This is a genomic window from Acinetobacter sp. Brlt_5, assembly GCF_051949055.1.
In the GTDB taxonomy this organism is placed as follows: Bacteria; Pseudomonadota; Gammaproteobacteria; order Pseudomonadales; family Moraxellaceae; genus Acinetobacter; species Acinetobacter indicus.
This window is the reverse complement of the sequence record NZ_JAYJLP010000008.1, coordinates 122,263-143,712: the sequence shown is the minus strand read 5'-3', so window position 1 is coordinate 143,712 and position 21,450 is coordinate 122,263. Positions and strand designations below refer to the sequence as shown.

Here is a 21,450-nt window from a genome sequence, read left to right as displayed (position 1 = left end):
CGCCAAGAACATACTTGCGCTTGGGCATAAGCGTCTAGCAGTAGGAATCTCCCTCCTTTCAGGTGGGTGAGGATGTCAAGAATAGAATCAATCCTCCGGGTAGACGCTGCATCATTCATGTGACATCGCATCGGATAATTCATGGCTTTTTCGCGTTGTGTTTTGCAATTTAAGCGGTTTTGTCTTAAAATAATGCACTTGCTGTAGTGATGCACGGCAGTCAGACAGATGCTTGACATCGGTTTGATTTTTATCAAGGTATTTTATAAGCATCTCGGAGAAATCGAATGGCTTTAACAAACGCAGATCGCGCAGAGATCATCGCTAAATTTGCTCGTGCTGAAAACGACACTGGTTCACCAGAAGTTCAAGTAGCTCTTTTAACTGCTCAAATCAATGACTTACAAGGTCACTTCAAAGAGCACAAACACGACCACCATAGCCGTCGCGGTCTGATCCGTATGGTTAACCAACGTCGTAAATTATTAGACTACTTAAACGGTAAAGATCACGGTCGTTATGTTGCGTTGATCGGTGCTTTAGGTTTACGTCGTTAATTCGATTTAGACTTTTATTTTCGGGTTATTGCATGCGTTGCGCTGTATGTCTGAAAACTAAAGTGTACCCGGCGTTGACCGGGTAATTAAGAAGGGGCGATTGTTTCGCTCCTTCTTTGTGTTTAAAAAACCTATATTTCTAGTGAGGTCGGCTTCTAAGCTTTGTCATTTACTTGAACCTGAGTCGTGAATGCCAAACCTTAGGGGTCTCCACTAGAATAAAATCAGGAAACAAAAATACATGTCAATGTTTAATATTATTCGTAAAGAATTCCAATATGGTCAGTACAACGTGGTACTGGAAACCGGTCGTGTTGCACGTCAGGCCAACTCGGTTTTAATCACCATGGGTGGTGTATCGGTACTGGTGGCGGTAGTTGCACAGCCAACAGCAAAAGCCGGTCAGGACTTTTTCCCACTAACCGTAAACTATCAAGAAAAGCAATACGCTGCTGGCCGTATTCCGGGTGGTTATGGCAAACGTGAAGGCCGTGCGTCTGAGGCAGAAACTTTAATTTCACGTCTTATTGATCGTCCAATTCGTCCATTGTTCCCGGAAGGTTATTACAACGAAATCCAGGTAACAGCAACAGTTGTCTCTTCTGACAAAACCATGGAAGCGGATATTGCTGCCATGTTAGGTACTTCAGCAGCACTGGCAATTGCGGGTACACCGTTCCGTGGCCCAATTGGTGCAGCACGTGTGGGTTTAATCAACGGTGAATACATCCTGAACCCGAACCACGAACAGCTGGCACAGTCTGACCTTGACCTCGTGGTTGCAGGTACAGAAGCTGCAGTACTGATGGTTGAATCTGAAGCGAAAGAACTGTCTGAAGACCAGATGCTGGGCGCAGTGTTATTCGGTCATGACGAAATGCAAATTGCGATTCAGGCGATTAATGAATTTGCAGCAGCGGCTGGCGCAACTGAGTCAACCTGGACTGCACCAGAGAAAAATGAAGACCTTCGCGCGAAATTAAAAGAAGCGTTTGAAGCGAAAATCTCTGAAGCCTATACCATTGCAATCAAACAAGACCGTTATGCTGCTTTGGATGCATTGCAAGCAGAGGCGGTTGCGCAGTTCGTACCTGAAGAAGATGTAGATGGCATCGCAGATGACCTGAATGAACTGTTTGAAGATCTGAAATACCGCACTGTACGTGACAACATCCTGTCTGGTAAGCCGCGTATTGATGGTCGTGACACCAAAACTGTACGTGCGTTAGATGTACAGGTGGGCGTTCTTGATCGTGCTCACGGTTCTGCGCTGTTCACCCGTGGTGAAACACAGGCGTTGGTAACAACGACTCTTGGTAACACCCGTGATGCATTAATGGTTGATACCCTGGCTGGAACCAAAACTGACAACTTCATGTTGCACTACAACTTCCCGGCTTACTCGGTTGGTGAAACGGGTCGTGAGTCTGGTCCTAAACGTCGTGAAATCGGTCACGGTCGTCTGGCACGTCGTGGTGTACAAGCGGTTCTTCCAGCTGCTGACCGCTTCCCGTACGTAATCCGTATTGTATCGGACATTACTGAATCGAACGGTTCATCTTCTATGGCGTCTGTATGTGGTGCATCTCTGTCACTGATGGATGCCGGTGTTCCACTAAAAGCACCAGTTGCGGGTATCGCGATGGGTCTGGTGAAAGAAGGCGAGCGTTTCGCAGTGCTTTCTGACATTCTGGGTGACGAAGACCACCTGGGCGACATGGACTTTAAAGTTGCCGGTTCTGCCAACGGTATTACTGCGCTGCAAATGGACATCAAGATCGAAGGGATCACTGAAGAGATCATGGAAGTGGCATTGAACCAGGCTTATACCGGTCGTATGCACATCCTGAACGAAATGAACAAAGTGATTTCACGTGCACGTCCAGAAATTTCAATGCATGCGCCTACCTTCCAGGTCATTACCATCAACCCGGACAAAATCCGTGACGTGATTGGTAAAGGCGGTGCAACCATTCGTCAAATCACTGAAGAAACCAAAGCGGCAATTGATATTGAAGACAACGGTACAGTTCGCGTATTTGGTGAAACCAAAGCAGCTGCACAAGCGGCTATTGCCAAAATTCAGGCTTTAACTGCTGAAGTTGAACCAGGCAAAATCTACGCCGGTAAAGTAATTCGTATTGTTGAATTCGGTGCCTTCGTAAACATCATGCCGGGTACAGATGGTCTGCTGCACATTTCTCAAATTTCAAATGAGCGTGTAGCCAACGTGACTGACGTACTGAAAGAAGGCCAGGAAGTGAAAGTCCAGGTTGCAGATGTCGACAACCGTGGTCGTATCAAGTTAACCATGAAAGACATTGATCAGGCTTAATTTCAGGCCCTGATGAATTGAAAAAGCCCGCTTTATGAAGCGGGCTTTTTTATGTCATGATCGCAAAATAAAATGACAGGAATGTGGATGCACGCGGATGCAACAGTATTATTTTTCCCTTCATGACACCACACAACAGTTATTTCTGCATCGGGAGTCGGCCGCCGAGACAGAATTTATCTGGCTGGACTATACCCGGGAAGATGTACGCCAGCATCCGGAACAGTGGCAGCAACAGGTACTGCAGCTCACTCAGCTGTGGCTGAACGAATATCATCTGCGCGATATTTTAAATCTGGAACATCCCTGCAATTTCGATAGTCTGGAAGATTATGACCTGCTGATTTTCCGCAAATTGATTACCCCGGATGACCAGATTTATAACTTTAATGACGAAGCGCATGAGCATGTGTTTGGCTTAAGCACCACACCGGTCAGTTTTATTCTGACCCCGCAGGTGCTTATTACGGTGCGTGAGCAGGGCAATAAAGCCATTGAAAATTATATTGCCCGTTTAGATACCATTTTAAGCCGGCCGGCTGAAGAGCAGAGTAAACCGAAAAAACTGGCGACCTCGCCTCTAGATTTGGCCTTACGTTTACTGAACAGTATGGTCGATGACTATTTAAACCTGCGTCATCCTTTAACCCGCCGGGTCGAGTTTTGGCAGCGTGAGCTGTTGCAGGGCCATCGCCGTTTTAACCAGTGGCATCAGTTGCTACAGGAAAATATGGCATTTCAGCATGTGAAAAATCTGTGTGAAGAACAGATTGATACCTTGCAGGAACTGCGCGATGAAATTGTCGAAAACTATCTGCATTTAAAAGGCAAGAAACGCAGTGAAAAACAGGAAATCATGCTGGTGCGGGTAGATGACTTAAGCAGCCATGTGGCCCGCATCCAGAAACATACCTTGCGTTTAAGAAGTGCCATTCAGGCGGCCATTGACCTGCATTTTTCTGCCATTGCCAACCAGACCAATGAAAATATGCGGATTCTGGCGATTATTACCGCGGTGTTTGCACCCTTAACCCTGTTAACCGGAATTTACGGCATGAATTTCGTGATGATTCCGGGGCTGGATTCACCCTATGCTTTCTGGGTGATGCTTGGCACCATGCTTATTACCACCTTGTTGCTGCTGTATTATTTTTATCGGCGGCATATGGTGGGACGCGGTGAAAAAAGTGTGCTGGACATGCTTTCGCAGCGGCCGGATCGGACCCGGATGGACCTGTTCTGGTTTCTGGATTATGTGCCTGGCAAGCCATTACTGCCGGAAGGTCAGAACGCTCTTCGAGATTCTCAGCTTAAACCAAAATAATGCAGCCTTCATTTGCCTGCCCGAAAGAAAGCATCTGCTTTCTTTCGGGCAGCGTGCAGATTTCATCGCACTGCAATAAAAACTGGTTAAGGTGAAGATGAAGGATTTTGCTGGGCCTGCTGCAAAAGCTGATAAATCTGATCTTTCAGTTTTAATTTTTTGCGTTTCAGCGCCTCGATATCATCATTAATCTGATGAACCGGATCAAGCTCGAGCTGGCTGATTTTCCGGTCCAGATGTTCATGATCTTCAAACAGGCGCGCAAAATGTGGGTTGTCTTCGCGCAGTTGTTGCATTAATTCCCGAAACTCCGGGAACATGAGTTTGACCTTTTTGTTGCATTCTTTTGTTTTCATTGCGACCGTCTATTTTCCCAAAAATAAAGAGAGGGAAATACGCAGATTTCCCTGTAGAGAGTAAATGGCGTAATGCCTAGCTTTGTCTTAAATGCAGATGTTTGACTTCTTTGCGCAAATTTTGCAGCTCATCAATCAGGTCGAGCATCATGGCGACGGCAGAAAAGCTGGCATTAAAATCACGTTGCAGGCGATAGGCCTGGCGGGCACGAGAGACATCTTCCCCAAAAAACTGGTGAATCCGTTCTTCCGGACGTGAAGGGAGAATGTCATATTCTAAAAGCTGTAATACCCATTCCGGGCTTTGACCACAAGCTTCAGCAAAATGCTCTAAATCAAAAGATACGCGCTCATCTATAATTTCAGCTTGTGGGCGACCAGACTGGGAGTTTTCGCGATATTGGATCGTGGTCATGGCTTACTCCTTTTAGCTTGAACTTGTTAAAACAAGGAAGAGCAGATGCATGGGTTGTTCTAACGTAATTTCGGGTCTATGCGCTGCGCTCTTGTTGTTTTATCTGAAGGATTAATTTTATTTAAAACCATATTTCAGCATTTGGCTGTTTTGTTTGGTATTCCTTTGTGCTTGAAACGTAGCCTTGCTTGCTTTTTCGCCATTTTGCTGGCACCAAGGACGCTTAGCAGGCCTACCTTCAGCTAATCTTCAGTTTAAATAAACTGTTTAAATTTTATTCATTATTCAGGCTTTCGAGAGGGACGGACAGAGGGTAGAGCAACTATATTGTTTCAAATTATGTCCATATCATTAAGATAAAATGAAGGCTTCCGTAGAAGCCTCTTGTAAACCTGTTGAAGAATCAGTATTTAATCCAGGTCACGCTACGACCAATCACGGAAACACCGACATAGCCGCGTAAGGTCAGGCGTTTACCGTTGGCACTTAGGCGTGCCTTGCCTTTATAGACTTTGCCGCCAATCGGGTCGAGTACACTGCCTTGCACAAACTGTAACGGGTTTTTTGGATCCTGCCTAAAGCCCCAGATAAATGGCAAGCCGATAAACGGTTTGTTTTTAAGCTGGCCCGGACATTGGTGGCAAATATTCATTTTTTCTGCACCCGGAATGTTGCGGGTTTCAACAATAATACCTTCATAGGTGCCATCTGGCTTTTTACGGATTTCGACATCGGCACGGGAATAACTGGTACGGTCATCAATTGTTTTCCATTTCCCCACCAATGGATCATTCTCTGCGAAAGATACACCTGAAACTGTTGCCAAAAGCAATCCAGCAACAATCCCTGTAAACCCCTTTTTCATGATTATTATCCCACAACGCCATGCGCGTTATTAAAATTAGAGTAAAGTACCTAATTCTATAGAAGAAAATACTGTTAAATCAATGAGATAATAAGTGAAAACGATCACAATAAGATATGAAACTGCTAAGTAGTTTAAGCTATTGCGTGCGCTTGAATTCATCAGTCAGGTTATAAACTGAATATGTGCTTGCGGTAGATGAATAAAGCGGTATGGTTTGTCGTAATCCAGTCGCTTAAAAAAGATGAGTAACAGCTTGAGCGAGATTGATGCTGAGTTCAGTAAAAAGCGTGCGCTATTTGAAGCTATATCTACAGCGCAAAAAGCTTGAATAAACGTATGAAACTAAATATAAAAAAAGAGACCAAACCGTTCTCCGGTTTGATCTCTTGGTCGGCTTGAATAGTGCGGCTTAGCTTAGGTGTTCACCAAACAGGCCGAGTGCTTCTTCTGCAGTAAACTGATAACGTGCATTACAGAACTGGCAATCCATCACAATCGGGTTTTGATGTTCCAAGGTTTCGCGTACTGCATTGGCCCCAATCTGGGTCAGTGCCGTAGCACAGCGTTCTTTGGAACAGGTACAGCCAAATTTAAGATGTTCAACTTCTGGCAGACGTACTTCTTCTTCGTTGTACAGACGGTACAATACTTCCTGAACTTCCAGATCGGTCAGTTCGCTGGTTTTCAGGGTTTCGGTCAGCATGGTCAGACGTGGCCATAAATCTTCATCTACACGTTGCTGTTCTTCTTCGCTATTTCGCGGTAACAGCTGAATCAGCAAGCCGCCAGAACGCTGGTCGTTGCTGGCCAGTACAATACGGGTGGGAATTTGTGCAGATAAATCATAGTATTGCATCAGGCAGCCGGCCAGATTTGGCTTGTCTAAAGGCACAATACCCTGATAACGCTCACCAAATTCCGGTTCAATATTAATAAACAGCACCGGATTGACCAGGGTTTTGAGTACCGTGCTGCTGTCTTCAGCCTGCTGGAAATGTGGATCTGGTTCATAATCTGCCAAAGCACGAATTTCACCCAGATGATTACATTCGGCCATTGCCCATTTAAAGGTGCCGCTGGCCTGAATTTGCAGGCTAATCCGACCTTTAATTTTTAAGGTACTGGCCAGCAAAGCGGTGGCACTGAGCATTTCTCCCAAAAGGACCTGGATGGCAGGCGCATAGTCACGTTGGGCCAAAATGGTTTGCAGGGCTTCTTCAAGATGAACAATCTCACCGCGGACAGGGCTATCTTCAATAAAAAAGCGTTGGCGTAAATCAGACATAAAATTCTCCATAACCCTGCATTAATGGTGATGATATTGTAAATCACAAGTCAGTTTGATTCATTACGTGTTACATCAATATGATGGTTTTGTAGTGAACGCTTTAAATCTACACCGGTCGGGCTTTCCCGGACCTGAGCATCATTCTCGAACAGGTGCTCCAGCTCGGCCAGTGCATTGCGATGAGTTTCATAGATTTTTTGCTCATCGGTATAAATATTCTGCTGCTGGGCCAGTAATTTTTCATCATAACTGCGAAACAATTCGATACTCTTGTAAGCATCTTCTTCAGCAATACCTTGGTCGCGTAGCGCGCAATAGGCCATGCCTAGGGAAGATAAATAGGTTTCACGCCAGATGTGTTCAACGCCTAAATCCCGCAACAAATGCACATGATGGCGGTCACGGGCACGTACCAGCAGTTTGAGCTGTGGATAATTCAGGCGGATATGCCGAGCCACATTCATCGAGTCTTCAATATCATCAATGGCCAGAATAAAGGTCTTGGCATGTTCAATCCCGGCGGCACGTAAAATATCGGGCTGGGTGGCATCGCCATAATAGACTTTACCGCCATAATTGCGCACAAAATCAACTTTATCCAGGTTGCTGTCAATGGCGGTATAGGGTAGGTGCTGCAAATAGGCCACCCGTGCAATAATCTGCCCAACCCGGCCAAAACCGGCAATAATCAGCGCTGGATGCGCATCGGGAATCTGGTCATATTCCGGCGTCTTGTCCTGATTCAGACGCGGAATCACCTGGCTGGTCATGAACCAGTACAGCACCGGGGTTAGCACCATCGACAGGGTCACCATCAGGGTAATCGGCTCTAAAATGGCCTGTGCCACCACTTTTTCTGTTAAGGCAACCTGTAACACCACAAAGGCAAATTCACCGCCTTGCGCCAGACAGGTGGCCAGTAGCAAACTGTTTTGCCAGGAATATTTAAAATACCGGGCAATTGCGGTCAGGGAAATAAATTTCACCAACAGCAGTACTAATGCTCCGCCCAGAATGAACAGTGGACTGTCGATCAGCAGGGACATCTGAGTGGTCATCCCCACGGTCATGAAAAACAGGCCGAGCAATAGTCCTTTAAACGGTGCGATACTGGCTTCCAGTTCATGCCGGAATTCGGAATCAGCCAGCAGCACCCCGGTCAGGAAGGCGCCAAGCGTGGTGCTAATCCCCAAGACATCCATCAGGCAAACCACCGCCAGCACAATAAACAGGCCGACCGCGGTAATCAGCTCATGCGCGCCGGTTTTGGCAACAAAACGGAAAAACGGGCGCATGAGATAACGGCTAAATAAAAACAGTCCGCTAAAGGTAGCTAAAATCGCAGCAAAATAGGCCAGCCCATGATGGGTCGATTCAGTACCGGCCAGCAAGGGAATAATCGCAATTAATGGAATGGCGGCGATATCCTGAAACAGCAGAATTGAAAAAGACTGCTGGCCATAACTGCTGTTCAGTTGCTGTTTTTCATTCAAGAGTTGCAGCACAAAGGCGGTTGAGGACAGGGCCAGGGCAAAACCAATAATCAGGCTGGCAGCAATCTGCTGCTGCAAACTGAAAAACACCAGAATCGCCAGTAACAGGCCGGTGACAGCCACCTGCGCGCTGCCCATGACAAAAATGGACTGGCGCATTTGCCAGAGCCGCTGGGGCCGCAGTTCCAGACCAATAATGAACATCAGTAAAATGACGCCAAATTCAGCCAGTTCCTGAATGGCTTCCGGGTCGCTGGCGATATTGAACACGCTCGGGCCCAATAAAATACCGGTAAACAGATAGCCGAGTACGATGGCAATCCCAAAACGCTTGAGCAGCGGAACCAGTAATAAAGAGGCACCCAGAAACAGGGTGATTTGCAGCAGTAACGACATCGACAATCCTAGGAGTTATGGTGCCCTCAGGCTGCAGCCAAGTCAGTGGTTAACTGAATTCCTGAGGGTCTATATCTAAGCTAAGTTTCATATTTGATGGCTTGTGATGCAACATATTTTGCCACCATGCACGTAGATAAAAATGTAAACGGGCGCGATCTTGCGACAACAGCACCAGATGCGCCTGATAGCGGCCGGCCTTGCGTTCCATTGGCGCCGGAATCGGTCCCCAGATATCAATTAACTGTTCAGAATTTTCTCGCAGCCACTGGGCATGTTGCTGTAAAAACTGCTGGTTCTGCTCCTGACTTTTGGATTCGCAGCGAATCAGGGCGGTATAGCGAAACGGGGGCAGCAGGGCGGCCTGACGTTCTTTTAAGGTTTGCCGGGCAAAGGCACGATAATCCTGCTCGACCAGCGTGCTCAGCAGCGGATGATCAGGACGCAGGGTCTGTAAATAGACATCGCCTTTATGTTCACCGCGGCCGGCACGACCGGCCACCTGCACAATCAGCTGCGCAGTCCGCTCTGGCGCCCGGATATCAACACTTAACAGGCCGGCATCAATATCCAAAATCGCCACTAGAGTCACATAAGGAAAATGATGCCCTTTGGCCAGCATTTGGGTGCCAAGCAGAATCAGTGGCTGGCTGGTTTGAATGCGGTCATAAATTTTTTGCCAGCTGCCGACGCGGCTGGTGGAATCGCGGTCTACCCGCATCACCTCATAGTCCGGGAACAGATGTTGCAGGTTTTCTTCAACCTTGGCTGTGCCCATGCCCAGGGTTTTCAGTTCGCTATGCTGGCACTGCGGGCATTGCTCCGGCTTGCGGTGAATGGTGCCACAATGATGGCAATGCAGATGGGTATATGGACTATGATGCAGGGTAAAGTTGGCATCACAATGCGGGCATTGTGCCTGCCAGCCGCAGCTGTCACAGACCAGCACCGGTGCATAACCACGGCGGTTTAAGAAAATTAGCACCTGTTCTTTTTTCTGCAGGCGTTTCTTGATTTCCTGAATCAGCAGCAGGCTTAGACCTTGCTGCTTTTGCGCAACTTTTAAATCAATGATGTGAATTTTGGGCATCAGTGCCGGGCCGGCACGCTGGTTCAGTTCCAGACGGATCATTTTACCCTGTTCCGTTAAGGCATAGCTGTCAATGCTGGGCGTGGCTGAACCGAGAATCACCGGGCAGTGTTCTAAATGAGCACGGTATAAGGCCACATCGCGGGCATGGTAACGAAAGCCTTCCTGCTGTTTAAATGACAGGTCGTGTTCTTCATCCAGAATAATCAGCCCCAGATTGGGCAGCGGGGTATAAATTGCCGAGCGTGTACCAAGAATAATCGAAGCCTTGCCAGTCTGGGCGGCCTGCCAGGCCTGCAGACGTTTGCTGTCATTTAAACCGGAATGCAGCAGCGCAATATGACAGTGAAAACGTGACTGGAAGCGGCTAATGGTTTGAGGAGTCAGGCCAATTTCCGGCACCAGCACCAATACCTGTTTACCCTGTTTTAGCACTTCCTGCATGATTTGCAGATAGACTTCGGTTTTACCACTGCCGGTCAGACCATCGAGTAAAAAGGCCTGATAACGATGCTGTGCTTTCAGTACGGTTTCAATGGCCTGTTGCTGGTCGCTGTTCGGGGTTAAAGGCATTTGCGCCAGCGTCATCGGAACCGGGCTAAAATCCTGCTGCTCCAGATCGCAATAGCAAATCTGCTTTTTTTCCAGCGCTTTTAAGGTTGCAGTTTCAATGCCGGCCAGATTCAGGATATTTTCTGAGGTCCCGCTCGGATGCAGCTTCAGGACTTTATAAGCCTCCTGCTGCTTCTCGGAGCGCTTCAGTTTGGCTTCGGCCTGATCATCCAGCAGTTTCCACATTCGTGCCAGTAAATTATACGGGCGTCCCTGACGTAACAGGCTGGGCAGGGCGCTATGCATCACTTCGCCAATCGGAAACTGATAATACTGCGCCGACCATGTCAACAAAGTTAAAACTTTCTGATCTAGAATCGGCTGCTGGTCGAGCAGCTCGCTAATGGCTTTCAGTTTAATCTTGGGGTCAAGCGGATGATCGGGCGGGAGTTTTTCAATAATGATGCCCACCAGATTCTGCCGGCCAAAGGACACCAGCACCCGCGCGCCAACGGCAGCCTGCTGATATTCAGCCGCACTGAGCATATAGTCAAACCCGTCATACAGATAGACCGGAACAGCTACACGAACACGGTAGATGGGGGCGGGATGGACGGGCGAATTTGGCATAACAGCGGGTCTGCTTCCTGATGAAAATGTCGTCGTGCTCGATCTGGAGTTATGATAGAGTGAGCAAATAATTTATATCTCAGAATATGAATGATTTTGGTGGTGAGACGCAACTGCGTTGAATAATTTTTTGGAAAATTAGAGCATTACAATGCCTGCATATCAGTTTACAGCCCTTGATGCATCAGGAAAGCAGCAAAAAGGGGTTTTAGAAGGGGATTCTGCACGGCAGATTCGTCAGCAATTGCGTGACAAGGCCCTTATCCCGATTAGCGTTGATCCGGTAGAACAAAAACAGAAGCATCAGGCCCAGCGCTGGTTCCAGAAAAAAATGACCGCTTATGATCTGGCCTTAATGACCCGGCAGCTGTCGGTACTGGTGGCCGCAGCCATTCCGCTGGAAGAAGCCTTGCGCGCCGTGGCCAAGCAAAGTGAAAAAGTCCATGTGCAGAATTTATTGCTGTCGGTACGCTCCAAGGTTTTAGAAGGATATTCACTGGCCAATGCCTTACAGCAGTCGGGGCATTTTCCGGATTTATATATTGCCACCATTGCCGCCGGGGAACGTTCTGGACATCTGGATTTAATTTTGGACCAGCTGTCGGACTACACCGAAAACCGCTTTGCCATGCAGAAAAAAGTGCAAGGCGCGATGATTTATCCAATTATTTTAATGCTGATGTCCTTTGCCATTGTGATGGGGCTGATGACCTATGTGGTGCCAGATATTGTCAAAACCTTTGATCAGGACAAAGGCGCCTTGCCGTGGATTACCGTGGCGTTAATGCAAGCCAGTGATTTTATCCGTCTGGCCTGGCCCTTTTTGCTGGTCGGGACGATTCTGGGCATCTTCCTGTTGGTCCGCTTTTTAAAAACCTCGGCCGGCCATTATGCATTTGATCGTTTAACCCTCAAACTGCCACTATTTGGTAAGCTGTCACGTGGTATAAACGCAGCACGTTTTGCCAGCACCCTGTCGATTCTGACCCAGTCCGGTGTACCATTGGTTGATGCCTTAAAAATTGGCGCTGCGGTCAGCAGTAACTGGATGATCCGCGATTCGGTTAATCTGGCGGCCGAGAAAGTCACCGAAGGGGGGAACTTGGGCACCCAACTGGAGCGCAGTGGTTATTTCCCGCCGATGATGGTACAAATGATTAAAAGTGGTGAAGCATCGGGTGAGCTCGACCGGATGCTGGAGCGCGCATCGACCATGCAGGATCGGGAGGTGACCACGCTCATCTCGACCTTACTGGCGCTGCTGGAGCCCTTAATGCTGGTGCTGATGGCCAGTATTGTGCTGGTGATTGTGATTGCGGTGATGCTGCCTATTGTCAATATGAATAATATGATTTAAATCGAGACCCATTGAAGATAACAAATGATGAAAGATTCAAGAGAGAACCTGATGCAACGGAAATCCTATTCGAATAAACAGGCCGGTTTTACCCTCATTGAAGTAATGGTGGTGATTGTCATTTTAGGCGTGCTGGCGGCGCTAATTGTCCCGAACGTGATGGGCCGTGGTGAAAAAGCCAAAGTCGATACCACCGCAATTACCTTAAAAGGTGTGGCCGGCGCGCTGGATCAATACAAGCTGGACAATGGCCGTTATCCATCCATGCAGGATGGCGGTTTAGATGCGCTGGTCAATCAGCCCGCGTCAGCTAAAAACTGGTTGCCGGGTGGTTATGTCAAAGGCGGTTATCCAAAAGACAGCTGGGACAATGACATTCAATATGTAATTCCAGGCTCTGAAGGTCGCGCTTTTGACCTGTATTCTTTTGGTGCAGATGGTCAGCAGGGCGGTGAAGGCACCGATGCCGATATTTATTATCAGCCTTAAGCCGGCTTGATTATAAATGCCGTGATGGAATATATCACTTCACCTGATTGGACTATTCAATTAAAGGTGAAGTGATAATAGCTCTTAATTATAAAAAATATACTAATATCTTGATAAATATAGATTTAAGATAATCTTTCAGATTTGAGATTCATAATAAGAATTATTCCCAACAGTACTGATTACAATAATCCCGGGAATGTGGAGCAATATCATCTATTTATTTCATTAAAACCGTTCATAATAAGTCAAAAGGCACATATTTGTCTGGAGGATGGTATGAAAGCATTAATCTTGTCGGATGAAATTAACCAGTTTCACTGGACGATGCTGAAGTCTGTTCTGCTGATTTTAAGCCTGCTTCCATTGAGTCAGGGGTTTTTGCATCTCTGGCAAAGCACCGAAGGCAGCAGCCAGATTATGGTTGGTTTCTTCGCGCTGAGCCTGATGAGCTCGTGCTTGCTCTTAAGTTTCTGGTCGGCGCTACAAGCCACTATTTTAAAACTAGAACCAGAACAGGCCTCTTGCTTTGAGCAGGCAGTGGTAAAAGTCTATCGTTATTTGCCGATGCTCTCTCTGGCGGCGATGCTGTCCTATCTGGTGACCCAGCTTTAAATGTAGACAATAAAAAACCGAGGCATGAACCTCGGTTTTTTTATTACTCCTCCCTTTTACAAAGGGTGAGAAGCACTGCTTCGCAAGGGAGGGATTTATAAAGTTAATCCCCTTAACCCCCCTTTGATAAAGGGGGACTTCATAGGCGAATTATCTTCTTGACTTAAAGCTGACATCGACCTTACGTGGACGATAGATCCAGCCCAAAACCAGCAACAGGAAGGAGAAGATCAGCACCGGCCAATCACTAAGGCGGGTATACAAGGTCTGGCCCTGCATTGCCGGTAACTCACCGCGCAGCACTGCTTCCTGATCAATTGGAGCCTGCTGCACAATATGGCCCTGATGGTCAATAAAGGCGGTCACACCGGTATTGGTGGCCCGAATAAACCAGCGGCCATTTTCTTTGGCACGCATCTGCACCATCTGTAAATGCTGCCACGGGCCGGCTGTACCGGTAAACCAGGCATCATTGGACACAGTCACCAGAAAATCACTCTGGCTGGCATTACGACGGGTCAGATTCGGATAGGCCACTTCATAACAGATGGCTGCACCCAACGGTGAGTTATGAATCATCAGCGGTTTTTGCTCTTTGGCACCGCGCGAAAAACCACTCATGGATGGATCATTCTGCAAGGCCGGCAAGACCCAGCTTAACAGGCCGGATAAAGGAATATATTCACCAAATGGCACCAGGCGCTGTTTCTTGTATAAGCCTTCTGAATCTGTACCGGTGGCCATAATACTGTTGTAGTACATCGGCTGGCCATTTTGCTGCGATTCAGGCAGGTCCCAATACGGAATACCGGTGACCCAGGCACTTCCCGATTTTTCCGCCTCGGTTTTCATGGCGGCTAAAAACGGTTCGATATCGGTCTGGAACATTGGAATGGAAGATTCTGGCCAGACAATCAGGTCGCGGCCCCATTCGGTGCGGGTCAGTTCGCTGTAGATTAACAGGGTTTTCAGTTGATATTCGGTCAGCCATTTCAGGTCTTGTGGAATATTGCCCTGAATCAAGGACACGGACAGCGGCGGTTCATCTTTCTCGCTGACAAAACTGAGCTGGGAAGCACCCCAAGCACCGGCCAGGAGCAGCAATGACGGCACCAGCCAGAAGATGCGTTTATTCAGAATTTCCACCAGCGCACAGGCCAGAATAAGGGCCACAAACGACACTCCGAACACCCCGAATAAGGGCGCATAGCTGTCCAGAAAACGCTCAGTAAAGGCATAGCCGACAAATAGCCACGGGAAACCGGTAAATACCCAGGTTTTGGCCCATTCAAAGAACACCCATAGTGGAGCGAAAGTTAGGGGTGTTTCCGGGAAGAAGCGGCGATACAGCCAGGTTTGAATGGCGGTAAATAGCCCCATGGCCAAGGCCATAATCGCAATCATCAGCACGCTTAAAATGGCCGGGGTATCTCCATAGACATGAATGGAGGTATATAGCCAGAAGGCACCGACAAACCACAGGCCAATACCGTAGGCCCAGCCAATAAAAAAGGCCTGTTTGGCAGAGCGCTGACGTAAAACTGCATAAAGCAAGGCCGGAGACAGCAGGGCAATCCACCAGTAATAATACGGTGCCAGGGCAAAACTGAAAATGGCACCTGCGATTAAGGCAATCAGCAGGGGATAAACTAGCGGGAGCTGTTTGTGTTGTTGGGATGAATCTAACAGCTTGGTGAAATAAGTCCTCATTGACGTACAGCTCGAATCAGATGAATAGTGCGTACATCTGCTTCAAGAATCTTAAACTGCCAATCCCCAATTTCAATAATTTGACCTTGCAGATCACTCACCAATCCAATTTCCTGAAGCAGTAAACCGCCGACAGTTTCTACTTCATCGTCAGAAAAATCAGCATCTAAAACATTGTTAAAGTGTTCAATTGGTGTAAGTGCCTGTACCAGCCAGGTGTTGGCGGTCTGCGGATCATGATCGGGCACAATGTATTGTGCTTCGGCATCGGCCTGATCATGCTCATCTTCAATTTCACCAACAATTTCTTCCAGAATATCTTCTAGGGTTACCAGTCCTGAAGTGCTGCCATATTCATCAATTACAATGGCAATATGGGTCTGGGTATTTTTCAGCATACGCAGGACCTGATCGGAACGCGCACTTTCTGGTACAAACAGTGGCTGACGCATCAGTGCCCGGATATCGACCTTCGGCGTTGGTTCGGTCAGAAAGGGTAACAAGTCTTTGGCCAGCAGAATCCCCACTACATTGTCAGGCTGGTCTGAAGAGAAGACCGGAAAGCGTGAATGGGCCGACTCGACCAGTACATGCAGAATATCCAGCAGCTCATCATCTTCCTGCAAGCTGATCATGGAAGTGCGCGGGGTCATAACCTCACGGATTTTGGTGGCCGGCAAATCCAGCACACCTTCCAGCATTGCCACAGTATCGGGTTCTAAAAAACGACGTGAATCTTGTACTAATTTTAGCAATTCATCGCGGGTTTCCGGTGCAGTACCTAACCATTTACGTAAGCCACGCATACCCCACGATGGGCCTGATTCCTCGTGCATGATCCTTCCTAAAGACTCGTTGTATCTAAAAAACTTGATTTAATCATACCGCAGAAAATACAGTTGTCTATTGTTTATCGACTTTCGCTGAAACAATGAATTTGATGATTTATCAGGCGGATAAAGCCAGCTTGCAGCATCAGTGGTTTTGCTGGCTTTGTGTTAGAATAGAAAAATTGTATCTCGCCGAGTTTTATTATGTCTGATTCATCCATTACCCCTGCCATTCAGCTAAATACGCGCGGTCTGCGTTGCCCTGAACCAGTGATGATGTTGCATCAAGCCATTCGTAAATCTAAATCGGGCGATGTGGTGGAGATTTTTGCCACCGACAATTCTACTTCGTGGGATATTCCAAAATTCTGTATGCATTTGGGCCATGAGCTGCTGTTACAGGAAGAAGTGCTGGATGCTGCTGGCAATAAAGAATTTCATTATCTGGTCAAAAAAGGCTAGGCCATCCTCCACAATGCCGCGGTTTTAAAGGCCATGCTTTTTATCGGATAGTTACATATTGATAAACAAGCGGCCGGGTTGAAGCGATGTTTTATGTGGTTATTTTGTATAAAATAGCCACACTTTTTTTTAGCTATTTATTACAGAACAATGATGCCAAGCAATATATTTGCAGCACTAGAAAAATTAGGCCTCAGCCCACAAAAACGTGCCCTCCATATTCAATTTTCTCAGCCTGCCTTAAATGCCGATGTTTTTTTACAGCGCATCGACGGTGAACACCAGCTCAATGACGGTTTACATGCCGAACTGATCTGTCTTTCGACCAATGCCCAGATTCCGTTAAAACAGTTTATCGGCGCGCAGGTTGCCGTCGATCAGGTCACTGATCAGGGCCAGCTGTTTCGCAGCAGCGGTATTATTACCGCCGCCGCGCAAGGTCAAAGTGATGGCTCACTGACGCTCTATAAACTCACACTAGAAGATCCGACTGCACTCTGGCATAAACGCCGTAACAGCCGCGTGTTTATGAATAAAAGCGTGCGCGAAGTCAGCGAAATTCTATTTAAAGAATGGCAAAACAAAAGCCCGCTCTTTGCCGCCAGCCTGACCCTGGACTTAACCGGACTGACCCAGGAACTGGATGTGCGTCCTTTTATCATGCAGTCCAATGAAACCGACTATGACTTCCTGACCCGGCTCTGGCGTAGTGAAGGCATTAACTGGCTGATTGATGAAGCCCAGTTACAGGTCGTACATTCCAGCAGCCCAATACAGGCCCAGAAACTGCGCCTGATTGATGACAACAGCCAGTACAGTGCCTTAAACCGCCGCAGCATTCGTTTTCATCGCTCCAGTGCCACCGAACAACTGGACAGCATCACCCAGTTGATTGCCCAGCGCAGCCTGCAACCGACCGCCGTACATCTGCAACGCTGGCAGTCAGACAGCCTCAGCCAGGAAGAAGGTGCCGGTTCCGTACAAAGCAAACACCAGCACAGTCATAATCAGGACAATGCCAGCTTAAGTCTGGAACAAGCCTGGCAGATCAGCCCGGCCTGGATGCAGGATTTAAATGGTGAAGACCAGGCCACCGCATCCTCTAATAACCAGCTGGACAAGCTGAACCAGAACCTCAGTCACTACCACGACCTGCAATCCAAATACTTTAGTGCCCACTCCACCGTCCGTGATGCTCAGGTCGGCTACTGGTTTGAACTGAATGAACACCCGGAAATTGATCAGCACAGCGCAGCAGACAAAGAATTTCTAATTACCGGCAAACAGTTCTATAACCAGAACAACTTACCTAAAGACCTCAATCAGCAGATCAACCAGCTACTCAGCCAGAGCCACTGGCATAGCCATTTTAGTTTTCAACAAAAACAACACCCGGATGAACGTCAAGGCAATACCTTAACCTTACAACGTCGCAACATCCATACGGTACCGGAATACCATCCACTACAGCACCGACCGGCGGCTCATCCACAGCGCGCCCGGGTAGTCGGTCCTGCTGGCGAAAGCATCCATGTCGATGAATGGGGAAGGATTAAAGTCCGTTTCCTGTTTACCCGCAGTGATGACCATCAGCATGATGGTGGGGCCGGCAGTAATGACAATGACACCGATTCCGCCTGGGTCGATGTACTGACGCCTTGGGCCGGAGAAGGCTACGGGGCACGTTTCCTGCCACGGATTAATGAAATTGTGGTGATCGACTTCTTTGACGGTAACATCGACCGGCCTTTCGTGGTTGGTCGTTTACATGAAGCAGAACGCTCGCCAACCCAATTCGACCAACAAGGCCAACTACCCGACACCAAAAAACTCAGCGGGATCCGCTCACAGGAACTTGAAGGCAGTGGCTTTAACCAGCTGCGTTTTGATGATACTCCGAAGCAGATTTCTGCCCAGCTGCAAAGCAGCCATGGTGCGACCCAACTGAACCTGGGGAACTTGAGCCATCCCAAAGCCAGCGCTGAAAGTGACGGTCGTGGTGAAGGTTTTGAACTGAGAACCGATCAGTGGGGTGCAGTCCGTGCTGGAGAAGGCTTGCTGATTTCCACCTACAAACAAGAACAAGCCAAAGCAAACCATCTCGATGCAAGCGAAGCCAAACAACAACTCGAAAGTAGCTTAAACAACGCCAAAACCTTAAGTGAAGTGGCCAAAAACCAACAAACTGATCCACTGAGCTTACTCGAAAACCTACAGGGCTACCTCAAGAACTTAGAGAGTGAAGACCAAAGCAAAGCCGCGGCTTTCAAACAAGCGATCATGCTCTTGGCTTCACCAAGTTCAATTGCCCTAGAAAGTAACGAAGACATCCACCTCAGTGCAGATGGGCAGATCAACCAGATTGCACAAGGAAGCATTAACACCAGCACGCAAGACAGCATCATCGGACATGCCAGCAAAAAGATCAGTTTATTTGCAGCGCAAGAAGGGGCACGACTCTATGCAGGCAAAGGCAAGATCGAGATTCAAGCTCAAGGGGATGGTGCTGATCTGATTGCTAGAAAGGGTGTGCAGATTATTTCGACGGAGGCAAATGTCGACATCACCAGTGCGAAAGAAATCGTACTGACCGCAGGCGGTTCGCAACTAAAAATAAATGCTTCGGGGATTTTTCCTACGACTGGCGGTAAGTTTGAGGTTAAAGCAGGGCAGCATCAGTTTGTGAATGGAAAGAATGTATCAGCAAAATTTCCAGCTTTACCTACCTTTAAATTATTACCTAATAAAGTGGAATTAAAATACATTTATGATGACTTAAAACCTGTTGCACAAGCTCCATTTAAATTGATTTTTGCTGATGGTTCTTCTCAAGAAGGAGTACTAGATGCCGAAGGTTATGCCAAAGTCACTATTCCTAGTGATAAAACTCAACCTAAAGTCTACTATGGCTTTAGTAGTGTTGAGGCGAAACCAGATAGAGAAAAAGTTGATAATCCTTTCAAAGATCAAAAAGTGATGAGTGTTACTGAAGCAGAGCAGTTAATTGAAAAATATAATCAACAGGAACTTGATGCATTATTAGATGAATATTTCCCTGATGAAATTGAAGAGATGCTCACGTCAAATAATATCGAATACGACGATCATGTAAGCGATTATGAAGAACAATTAATACCACAACAAAATGATGTAGACGATGCAATAGCAGATGATTTAGAAGAAATTTTACTTACAGATGATTCTACTTCTAGATTAGACCTAGGAGATAAACAATGAATACTGCCGTAGCCAAGGGTTCAACGCAAGCTGTGAGAATAACAGCTAAAGGGGAAGAATCGGCGGCTCAATGGATTAAAGGTGTACTTGATGGTAGTGGCTCCAGTCCTGCTCAAATTATTGTTGCAGTTGTGATAGGTTGTATACCCTTTGTTGGTCAAGGCGTTGATGTCGGGAATGTGATTGTCTCAGTCGTTAAAATATCAGAAAAGCCAGATAATAAAGAGAATTGGTTTGATTTGGTATTTAATCTTGTTGCATTTGTTCCAATTGCTGGTGATGGATTAAAAATTGTTTTTAAACAATTGCGTTCAGGTAAAGCTATGGGAGCTATTTTGGATGCAATACCAAGCAAAACATTACGTGGTGATGTAGATAAATGGTTTAGAACCTTAAATTGGAATACATATACAAGAGAGCTGCAAACAACTAGTAATAAAATTATTGATGGTTTAATTGGCGTCTTTGATAGTTGGATGACACGAGCTGTTCTCGGCAATGCTAAGTTAAAAACATTAGTAACTCAGCTTCAGCAAATGAAGAAAGTTGCCAATCAAAAAATTGATATGGTTATGAGAGAAATGCAAGCAGCCCATAAAAAGGCACTAGCAACCCCTTATCCTAACACTACAGCTAGAGCTCCAATTACGACTCGAACACCGACAACAACCAGTAGACCAAATCAAAATCCAGCTCCTCGCACTCAGCAAAATGGCAATGTACCAAGAAATACTGGAGGAAATAATGTAAGCCCAGGTCGTCAAAATACTTCAACGCGACGTCAACAATTACAGCGAAAAAGAAGATCAAATCAGGAGCTTGGTTCAGGGGGCGAACACATTACGGATTACTACTATGTAAAACGCATGAAAAGTCGCTCTAAAATTAATAATAATGGCGTGCTGTACGAATATCACGATACGGGTCATAACGGGCTTGATCATGTTTGGCATAGTGCTCGACTAGCACATAAGTATCGTATTACAGACAGTAAAGCGACCAATGCATTGAGCCATCGAACACTCATGACACCAAAAGCCGCCATGATGGCATTGAAAATGGGTCTCGATGTTTATATGGCATCAGACCAAGATGATAAAGTGAAACGCTCCGTTGGAACAACGGTGAGTGATGGTGTGCAGATGTCGCATTTATGGATTGCTAGTAAAATAGATTCAGCCAAAATAGTATCAAAACATGACAATTTATTGGATAAAATAGAAGATTGGCGACGAGTTAAATTCAAACCATCCACAGAAAGAAAACTAGGTAAAACCATCGCAATTCGATGTCCATATGATCGAAGTTTGGTCACTATTACTGGTGATAAATTCGATCATCATGAAAAATGTAAAGGCTTAAATAAACCTAAGTGTACACGGACAGTAACTGCACACGGTATTAAATTAGAATTTGTTTTACCAAACGAGATGTTGGAGAGATAAA

The 21,450-nt window shown here is 46.8% G+C and carries 17 protein-coding genes; 9 read left to right on the top strand and 8 right to left on the bottom strand.

Features of this window, described 5'->3' with window-relative positions:
• The first annotated feature begins 287 nt into the window (after window positions 1-287).
• The 3 genes from rpsO to VF685_RS07460 all read left to right on the top strand — a co-directional run bounded on the left by rpsO (window position 288) and on the right by VF685_RS07460 (window position 4,216).
• Entirely contained in the window at window positions 288-557 is a 270-nt protein-coding gene (rpsO, locus tag VF685_RS07470; RefSeq protein WP_004637724.1) for a 30S ribosomal protein S15, read from the top strand.
• Window positions 558-804: 247 nt separating this feature from the next.
• Window positions 805-2,892 carry a polyribonucleotide nucleotidyltransferase gene (pnp, locus tag VF685_RS07465; RefSeq protein WP_171065134.1) on the top strand — a complete coding sequence of 696 codons (2,088 nt, stop codon included), beginning with the start codon at window positions 805-807 and terminating at the stop codon, window positions 2,890-2,892.
• A gap of 97 nt (window positions 2,893-2,989) precedes the next feature.
• Entirely contained in the window at window positions 2,990-4,216 is a 1,227-nt protein-coding gene (locus VF685_RS07460) for a CorA family divalent cation transporter (protein WP_286385501.1), read from the top strand.
• An 86-nt stretch (window positions 4,217-4,302) separates the two neighbouring features.
• Here the strand turns inward: VF685_RS07460 and VF685_RS07455 are convergent, their stop codons facing one another.
• The 6 genes from VF685_RS07455 to VF685_RS07430 all read right to left on the bottom strand — a co-directional run bounded on the left by VF685_RS07455 (window position 4,303) and on the right by VF685_RS07430 (window position 11,304).
• Window positions 4,303-4,572, bottom strand: a complete 270-nt coding sequence (locus VF685_RS07455; RefSeq protein ID WP_034598128.1) for a YdcH family protein — start codon at window positions 4,570-4,572, stop codon at window positions 4,303-4,305.
• 76 nt (window positions 4,573-4,648) lie between these two features.
• The gene (locus VF685_RS07450) at window positions 4,649-4,987 is read right to left on the bottom strand and encodes a chaperone modulator CbpM (RefSeq protein ID WP_005181858.1); all 339 of its coding nucleotides are present in this window, start codon (window positions 4,985-4,987) and stop codon (window positions 4,649-4,651) included.
• A 403-nt stretch (window positions 4,988-5,390) separates the two neighbouring features.
• Complete coding sequence (locus VF685_RS07445; protein WP_127800189.1) at window positions 5,391-5,852, bottom strand: DUF2147 domain-containing protein; 462 nt, start codon at window positions 5,850-5,852, stop codon at window positions 5,391-5,393.
• 412 nt (window positions 5,853-6,264) lie between these two features.
• A complete protein-coding gene (hslO, locus tag VF685_RS07440; protein ID WP_005181862.1) occupies window positions 6,265-7,140 on the bottom strand; it encodes an Hsp33 family molecular chaperone HslO in 876 nt (291 codons plus the stop codon).
• A 50-nt stretch (window positions 7,141-7,190) separates the two neighbouring features.
• Complete coding sequence (locus VF685_RS07435) at window positions 7,191-9,032, bottom strand: monovalent cation:proton antiporter-2 (CPA2) family protein (protein WP_286385502.1); 1,842 nt, start codon at window positions 9,030-9,032, stop codon at window positions 7,191-7,193.
• A 49-nt stretch (window positions 9,033-9,081) separates the two neighbouring features.
• A complete protein-coding gene (locus VF685_RS07430) occupies window positions 9,082-11,304 on the bottom strand; it encodes a primosomal protein N' (protein ID WP_286385503.1) in 2,223 nt (740 codons plus the stop codon).
• Window positions 11,305-11,455: 151 nt separating this feature from the next.
• Here VF685_RS07430 and gspF point away from each other — a divergent pair, with 151 nt between their 5' ends.
• The 3 genes from gspF to VF685_RS07415 all read left to right on the top strand — a co-directional run bounded on the left by gspF (window position 11,456) and on the right by VF685_RS07415 (window position 13,765).
• Window positions 11,456-12,661 (top strand): type II secretion system inner membrane protein GspF, encoded by a 1,206-nt coding sequence (gene gspF, locus VF685_RS07425; RefSeq protein WP_127800193.1) that lies wholly within the window; start codon window positions 11,456-11,458, stop codon window positions 12,659-12,661.
• A gap of 51 nt (window positions 12,662-12,712) precedes the next feature.
• The gene (gspG, locus tag VF685_RS07420; protein WP_005181871.1) at window positions 12,713-13,150 is read left to right on the top strand and encodes a type II secretion system major pseudopilin GspG; all 438 of its coding nucleotides are present in this window, start codon (window positions 12,713-12,715) and stop codon (window positions 13,148-13,150) included.
• Between the two features lie 279 nt (window positions 13,151-13,429).
• A complete protein-coding gene (locus tag VF685_RS07415; protein WP_016659636.1) occupies window positions 13,430-13,765 on the top strand; it encodes a hypothetical protein in 336 nt (111 codons plus the stop codon).
• 150 nt (window positions 13,766-13,915) lie between these two features.
• Here VF685_RS07415 and lnt read toward each other — a convergent pair whose 3' ends face one another.
• Window positions 13,916-15,475, bottom strand: coding sequence for an apolipoprotein N-acyltransferase (gene lnt, locus VF685_RS07410; RefSeq protein ID WP_168391332.1), 1,560 nt, complete (start codon window positions 15,473-15,475; stop codon window positions 13,916-13,918).
• Window positions 15,472-16,311: an HlyC/CorC family transporter gene (locus VF685_RS07405; protein WP_286385505.1), complete on the bottom strand. Its 840-nt coding sequence runs from the start codon at window positions 16,309-16,311 to the stop codon at window positions 15,472-15,474. Before VF685_RS07405 ends, lnt begins: the two co-directional genes overlap by 4 nt.
• A gap of 198 nt (window positions 16,312-16,509) precedes the next feature.
• Here VF685_RS07405 and tusA point away from each other — a divergent pair, with 198 nt between their 5' ends.
• The 3 genes from tusA (at window position 16,510) to VF685_RS07390 (ending at window position 21,449) form a co-directional block, all read left to right on the top strand.
• Complete coding sequence (gene tusA, locus VF685_RS07400) at window positions 16,510-16,767, top strand: sulfurtransferase TusA (protein WP_005181880.1); 258 nt, start codon at window positions 16,510-16,512, stop codon at window positions 16,765-16,767.
• A gap of 150 nt (window positions 16,768-16,917) precedes the next feature.
• Entirely contained in the window at window positions 16,918-20,004 is a 3,087-nt protein-coding gene (locus VF685_RS07395; RefSeq protein ID WP_440203599.1) for a type VI secretion system Vgr family protein, read from the top strand.
• Window positions 20,001-21,449, top strand: coding sequence for a hypothetical protein (locus VF685_RS07390; protein WP_440203598.1), 1,449 nt, complete (start codon window positions 20,001-20,003; stop codon window positions 21,447-21,449). The genes VF685_RS07395 and VF685_RS07390 overlap by 4 nt, the downstream gene beginning before the upstream one ends.
• The last annotated feature ends 1 nt before the right edge of the window (window position 21,450 follow it).